5 protein-coding genes and 1 riboswitch are annotated in these 5009 nt (G+C 69.6%); of the genes, 3 read left to right on the top strand and 2 right to left on the bottom strand.

Annotated features, from left to right (window positions below; genetic code table 11):
* The coding region (locus HUU96_RS11120) for a GDSL-type esterase/lipase family protein (RefSeq protein ID WP_254605188.1) at positions 1–401 on the top strand (401 nt) is incomplete at its 5' end.
* On the opposite strand, the gene HUU96_RS11115 is transcribed toward HUU96_RS11120, so the two are convergent.
* The gene (locus tag HUU96_RS11115) at positions 402–1592 is read right to left on the bottom strand and encodes a phospholipase D-like domain-containing protein (RefSeq protein WP_217430318.1); all 1191 of its coding nucleotides are present in this window, start codon (positions 1590–1592) and stop codon (positions 402–404) included. It lies immediately after the preceding gene.
* A 94-nt stretch (positions 1593–1686) separates the two neighbouring features.
* Positions 1687–1998, bottom strand: coding sequence for a hypothetical protein (locus HUU96_RS11110; protein ID WP_174292862.1), 312 nt, complete (start codon positions 1996–1998; stop codon positions 1687–1689).
* 299 nt (positions 1999–2297) lie between these two features.
* Positions 2298–2489, top strand: a riboswitch (cobalamin riboswitch).
* Between the two features lie 142 nt (positions 2490–2631).
* Here HUU96_RS11110 and HUU96_RS11105 point away from each other — a divergent pair.
* Positions 2632–4593, top strand: coding sequence for a TonB-dependent receptor plug domain-containing protein (locus tag HUU96_RS11105; RefSeq protein ID WP_174292861.1), 1962 nt, complete (start codon positions 2632–2634; stop codon positions 4591–4593).
* Between the two features lie 11 nt (positions 4594–4604).
* Positions 4605–5009 (top strand): hypothetical protein (locus tag HUU96_RS11100; RefSeq protein WP_217430317.1); only part of this gene is annotated, 405 nt, incomplete at its 3' end.

Raw genomic sequence — 5009 nt, 5'->3', positions numbered from 1 at the left:
TGGCGCGGCTGCGCTGGGGGCTGCGCGGGCTGGACGCGACGCCCGACCTCGTCATCGTCGAGCTGGGGGCCAACGACATGCTGCGCGGGCTGCCGGTCGCGCAGGCAAAGGCCAGCCTCGACGCGATCCTGGCCGAGCTGGCGAGCCGCCATATTCCGGTGCTGCTGGCGGGGATGCGCGCCGCCCCCAATCTCGGCCGCGACTATGGTGCGGCGTTCGAGGCGATGTACCCGGCGCTGGCGACGGCGCACCGAGTGCCGCGCTACGGCTTTTTCCTCGACGGCGTGGCGGGCCGGCGCGACCTGCTGCAGGCGGACGGCCTCCACCCCAATGCGCGCGGTGTCGAGATCGTCGTCAGCCGCATCCTGCCGAGCGTGCGCGCGGCGCTGTCGCAGCGCTGATCACTCCCGGCCCGGATGCGGGGCGGGGTAGTCGGCGTTCACATCGAGCGGCCGGGCATAGGCCGAATCCCACAGCTGCCGGTGCAGCGCGCCGACCCGCGCCACCAGCGCCGGGTCGCGCAGCACCAGCTCGACGTTGCGCGAATGGTCGAGATAGCCGCCCTCCCAGTTGCTCGTGCCCACCCAGGCGACCGCACCGTCGACGGTCATCGCCTTGGTATGCAGGACGCGCGCAAAGGGGATGAAGCCGCCGACCGCGCGCGGGATGGTCGCGACCCTGATCTCGACCTGGGGCAGCATCGCCAGGCTCTTGAGGTACGGCAGCTTGGCAGGCGTCAGGTCCCAGTCGGCGACGATCAGCTTGACCGCCACCCCGCGCGCGGCGGCGGCGCGCACCGCCTGGTCGATCACGCCGTAATAATGACGCTGCCCGTCGAGCGGTGCATAGTCCATGACCTCGATCCGCACCTCGCGCGTGGCGGCGGCGAGCAGCTTGACCAGTTCCGCCTCCGAATCGCCGACGCCGGGCGGGTTGAAGGCGTTGGGGCTGGCGACCAGCGTCGCCGCGCCGCTGTTGTCGGCGGTCACCTCGCGCGCGTTGGTCGGTGCCGGACTGCCGCCACCGGCGATCACCGCCTGCGCGTGCCAATCCTGCGCGAAGATCGCGCCGAGCTGCGCGACGGCGTGCGGATCGTCGATCGCAAGGCCGGTCTCGTCGATATGTTCGAGCGAGCGCCAGTCGAAATTCTGGCTGCCGACATAGGCGGTCTGGCCGTCGACGACGAAGAACTTGGCATGGATGATGCCATCGCCAGTGACCTTGGAATAGTCGAGCAGGCGAAAGTCGATCCCGGGGATCGCCTTGACGCGAGCGATCGTCGGCTCGTCGGAGAAGGACTGGCCCTTGGCCTCCATTAGGAAGCGGATCTTCACCCCGCGCCGCGCCGCGGCATTCATGCAGCCGATCACCGTGTCGAGCGACTCGCCGGGCTTGCCCGAGACGTAGAATTGCTCGAAGTCGGCGGTCCGCCGCGCCCGGCCCAGCATCGCGCACCAGACCGTGACCGGATCGCGCAGGTCGGGCGTCACCAGGCTGGTGCCGACCGGCGCGGAATGGACCAGCTCATAGCCGGCTCGCGAGCCAGGCCCCGCGCCGATCGCGAGCAGCAGCGGCAGGAGCAGCGCCTTCATCCCCGACATCATGCCCCTGACGACGAAGGGCGGCGCGCCGGATCACCGCCGCACCGCCCCATCGCTGACGTCCAATCCATCGCCGAAGCGAAGATCAGCAGCCGTTCTTCCGGTTCTGCGCCTCATCATGCTTCTTGTCGAGGTGACGGCCGAGCAGCGCGCCGCCGCCGGCACCGGCCAGCGTACCCAGCGTGCCGCCGCCCAGCGTGTGGCCGAGCAGCGCGCCGCCGACGCCGCCGGCGATGGTGCCGGTCGTGCCGTTGCTCTTCTTGCAGGGATAGCGGCTGTCGCTACCCTGATAGGTCGGCTGCCCGTTGCTGTTGGTCTGCGCCGCCACCGGGCTCGCGACCAGGGCCGGTGCCGCGACCATCATCGCCGCCGCAATGGCTGTCAGGTTCTTCGTCATGCTGTTTCTCCTCATGCGTTCAGGCTCCACAACCCGGTGGGTGCCACATTGTTTCTGAATGGCGGGTGACGCGAGCGGCCGAGCGCATCGCCCGACCGCCGCCGTGCGTCAGCGGAAGATCAGGAACAGGATGATGATGACCGGGATCGGAATACCGATCAGCCACAGCAATATGCCCTTGCCCATCATCGTCTCCTTCATGTTGTGACGGTATGGCAACGAAGCTGATCGCCAATCCGTTCCACACCGCGCCCGACCTGCCGCAACGCGGCGGTTGACGACGATGCGCGCCTGGGACTATCGCCTGCGCCGTGCCAGGTTCCCCGGAGACGGGGATGAAAACGGGAACGGGGTTCAAGACCCCGGCTGCCCCTGCAACTGTGAGCGGAGAGCCATCGGGCCACACGCCATTGGGACCTTGGTCCTGAGAAGGCGGCCCGGACCGGCATTGACCCGCGAGCCAGGAGACCTGCCCGGCGCGATCGTCCTTCGTCCGGCCAGGGTGCGCCGTACGGACGGGGTTGAACCCGAGCGACGATATCGTTGACCGCGTGGAGCGCGGGCGACGTCGTGCGTCCGCGGGCGCTCGACCAGCCCGCGCGCCAGGCGGCCGTCATGTCACGGAGGGTCTTCATGGTTCGTTTCAGTCTTCTACTTCCCGCCTTATGGCTCTGCTCGCCCGCGCAGGCGCAGGACGCCGCCAGAACCGCGCCGCCGCCCGATGCCGCCGCCGATCCGCAGGCGAGCACGGTGATCGTCACCGCCACCCGCGCGCCGACGCCGATCGATCGGGTCGCCGCGTCGGTCACCGTCCTCGACAAGGCGGCGATCGACCGGGCGCAGGACATCGGCGTCACCGAACTGCTGCTGCGCACGCCGGGGATTAGCATCTCGCGCAACGGCGGCTACGGCACCACTACCTCGCTGCGCATCCGCGGCGCGGAGGCGGAGCAGACGGTGGTGGTCATCGACGGGGTCAAGCTCAACGATCCCTCCTCGCCCGGTGCCGGCTACAATTTCGCCAACCTGCTGGTCGGCGACGCCTCGCGGATCGAGGTGCTGCGCGGGCCGCAGTCGATCCTGTGGGGCAGCCAGGCGATCGGCGGCGTCGTCAACGTCGTCACCGCGCTGCCGACCAAGCCGCTGGAGGCCAGCTTCGATGTCGAGGCGGGCTCGCGCGACACGGTCAGCGCCCGCGCAGGGCTTGGCGGCGTCACCGGGCCGGTGACCTGGCGGCTGGGCGCGACCAACTTCACCACCGACGGCATCTCGGCGATCGCGCCGGCGTTCGGCGGGGTGGAGAAGGACGGCTATACCGACCAGACGCTCACCGGCCGGGTCGAGATCGCGCTCGCTCCCGGCGTCAGCGCCGACCTGCGCGGCTATTATAGCAACGGCCGCACCGAGATCGACGCGACCACCGGCGACAGCCCCGAATATGCGCTCGACCGCGAGTTCGTCGGCTATGCCGGCCTGAACGTGGCGCTGCTGAACGGCCGGCTGCGCAACCGCATCGCCTATGGCTATACCGACACCGACCGCAGCAACTACGACCCGCGCCGCCAGCGCGACATCACCTTTGACTCCGCCGGCCGCAACTATCGCATCGAGTATCAGGGCAGCCTTGCCATCACCAAGGGCGTGGACGCGCTGTTCGGCGTCGAGCATGAGCGGTCCAACTTCCGCAGCGTCTCGCCGCCGGCCGCGCTGGCGACGCCGGTGCCCGATCCGGCGCGCGGCTCGGCGGGGCTGACCGGCGTCTATGCGCAGCTGAGCGCGACGATCCTCACCGGGCTGACGCTGACCGGCGGCATCCGCCACGACGACCACACCGACTTCGGCGGCAAGACGCTGTTCCAGGCGGGCGGCGTCTGGGCGCTGCCGACCGGCACCACCCTGCGCGCGACCTATGGCGAGGGGTTCAAGGCCCCGTCCCTCTACCAGCTGTTCTCGATCTACGGGAACACCGCGCTCGCCCCCGAGCAGGCGCATGGCTGGGAAGCGGGGGCCGAGCAGCGGCTGTTGGGCGGCAGGTTCGTCCTCGGCGGTACCTATTTCGAGCGCAGCAGCCGCGACCTCATCATCTTCAGCAGCTGTCCGGCCGTCTCGACCTCGCCGCTGTGCTTCCAGCCGGGCACGACGATCTCGCGCTTCGGCTATTATCAGAACGTCTCGCGCGCGCAGGCGCATGGCGTCGAGGTGTCGGGCGCGCTGCACCCGGTCGAGCGGCTGACGATCGACGGCAATTACAGCTGGACGGTGTCGGAGGATCGCTCGCCGGGTACCGCGACCTACGGCAAGTGGCTGCCGCGGCGGCCGCGGCACGAGGCGAACGGGTCGTTCAGCTATGCCTGGCCGTTCGGGCTGACCACCGGCGCAGCGATCCGCCGCTCTGGCAAGAGCTACGACAATGCCGCCAACACCACCGAGCTGCACGGCTACACGCTGGTCGACCTGCGGACCGAGCTGCGCGTGACCGATACGTTCCGATTGATCGCGCGGGTCGAGAACCTGTTCGACGAGGAGTATGAGACCGCCTATCGCTACGGTACGCTCGGCCGCAGCATCTATGCCGGTGTTCGAGGGAGGTTCTGATGGAGACGACCATGACTGAGACCAGGAACGATCGCACCGCCGTCTTGCTCTGGACGGTGCTGCTGACCGCGGCGAGCACCGGCACCACGGTGGTGCTGGCGTGCATGACGCCGTTCGCGGCGCTGGCCGCCATCGCCGCCACGCGCATGTCGCGGCGCGAGGGCGTGACGCTGATGGTGTTCGCCTGGGCGGCGAGCCAGGCGATCGGCTTCGGCCTGCTCGGCTATCCACACGACGCCACCACGATCGCCTGGGGTGCCGGGCTGGGCGCCGCCGCCGTCGCGTCGGTGCTGGCTCTACTGATGCCGCTGGTGCTGAAGTGGATCGCCGACGGCCCGGTGCCGACGACCGCGACCCGCTTACCGGTGAGGTCGTGCTCGTGGTCCCAGCGGGCGGAGTGGAAGCTGGTGCCGGCG

The organism is Sphingomonas bacterium (assembly GCF_903644135.1).
Taxonomy (GTDB): domain Bacteria; phylum Pseudomonadota; class Alphaproteobacteria; order Sphingomonadales; family Sphingomonadaceae; genus Sphingomonas.
This window is presented reverse-complemented; position numbering and strand designations above follow the sequence as displayed.

Coding starts and splice junctions, on each gene's coding strand:
- HUU96_RS11115 (WP_217430318.1), bottom strand. CDS start 1,592: ATGAAGGCGCTGCTCCTGCCGCTGCTGCTCGCGATCGGCGCGGGGCCT.
- HUU96_RS11110 (WP_174292862.1), bottom strand. CDS start 1,998: ATGACGAAGAACCTGACAGCCATTGCGGCGGCGATGATGGTCGCGGCA.
- HUU96_RS11105 (WP_174292861.1), top strand. CDS start 2,632: ATGGTTCGTTTCAGTCTTCTACTTCCCGCCTTATGGCTCTGCTCGCCC.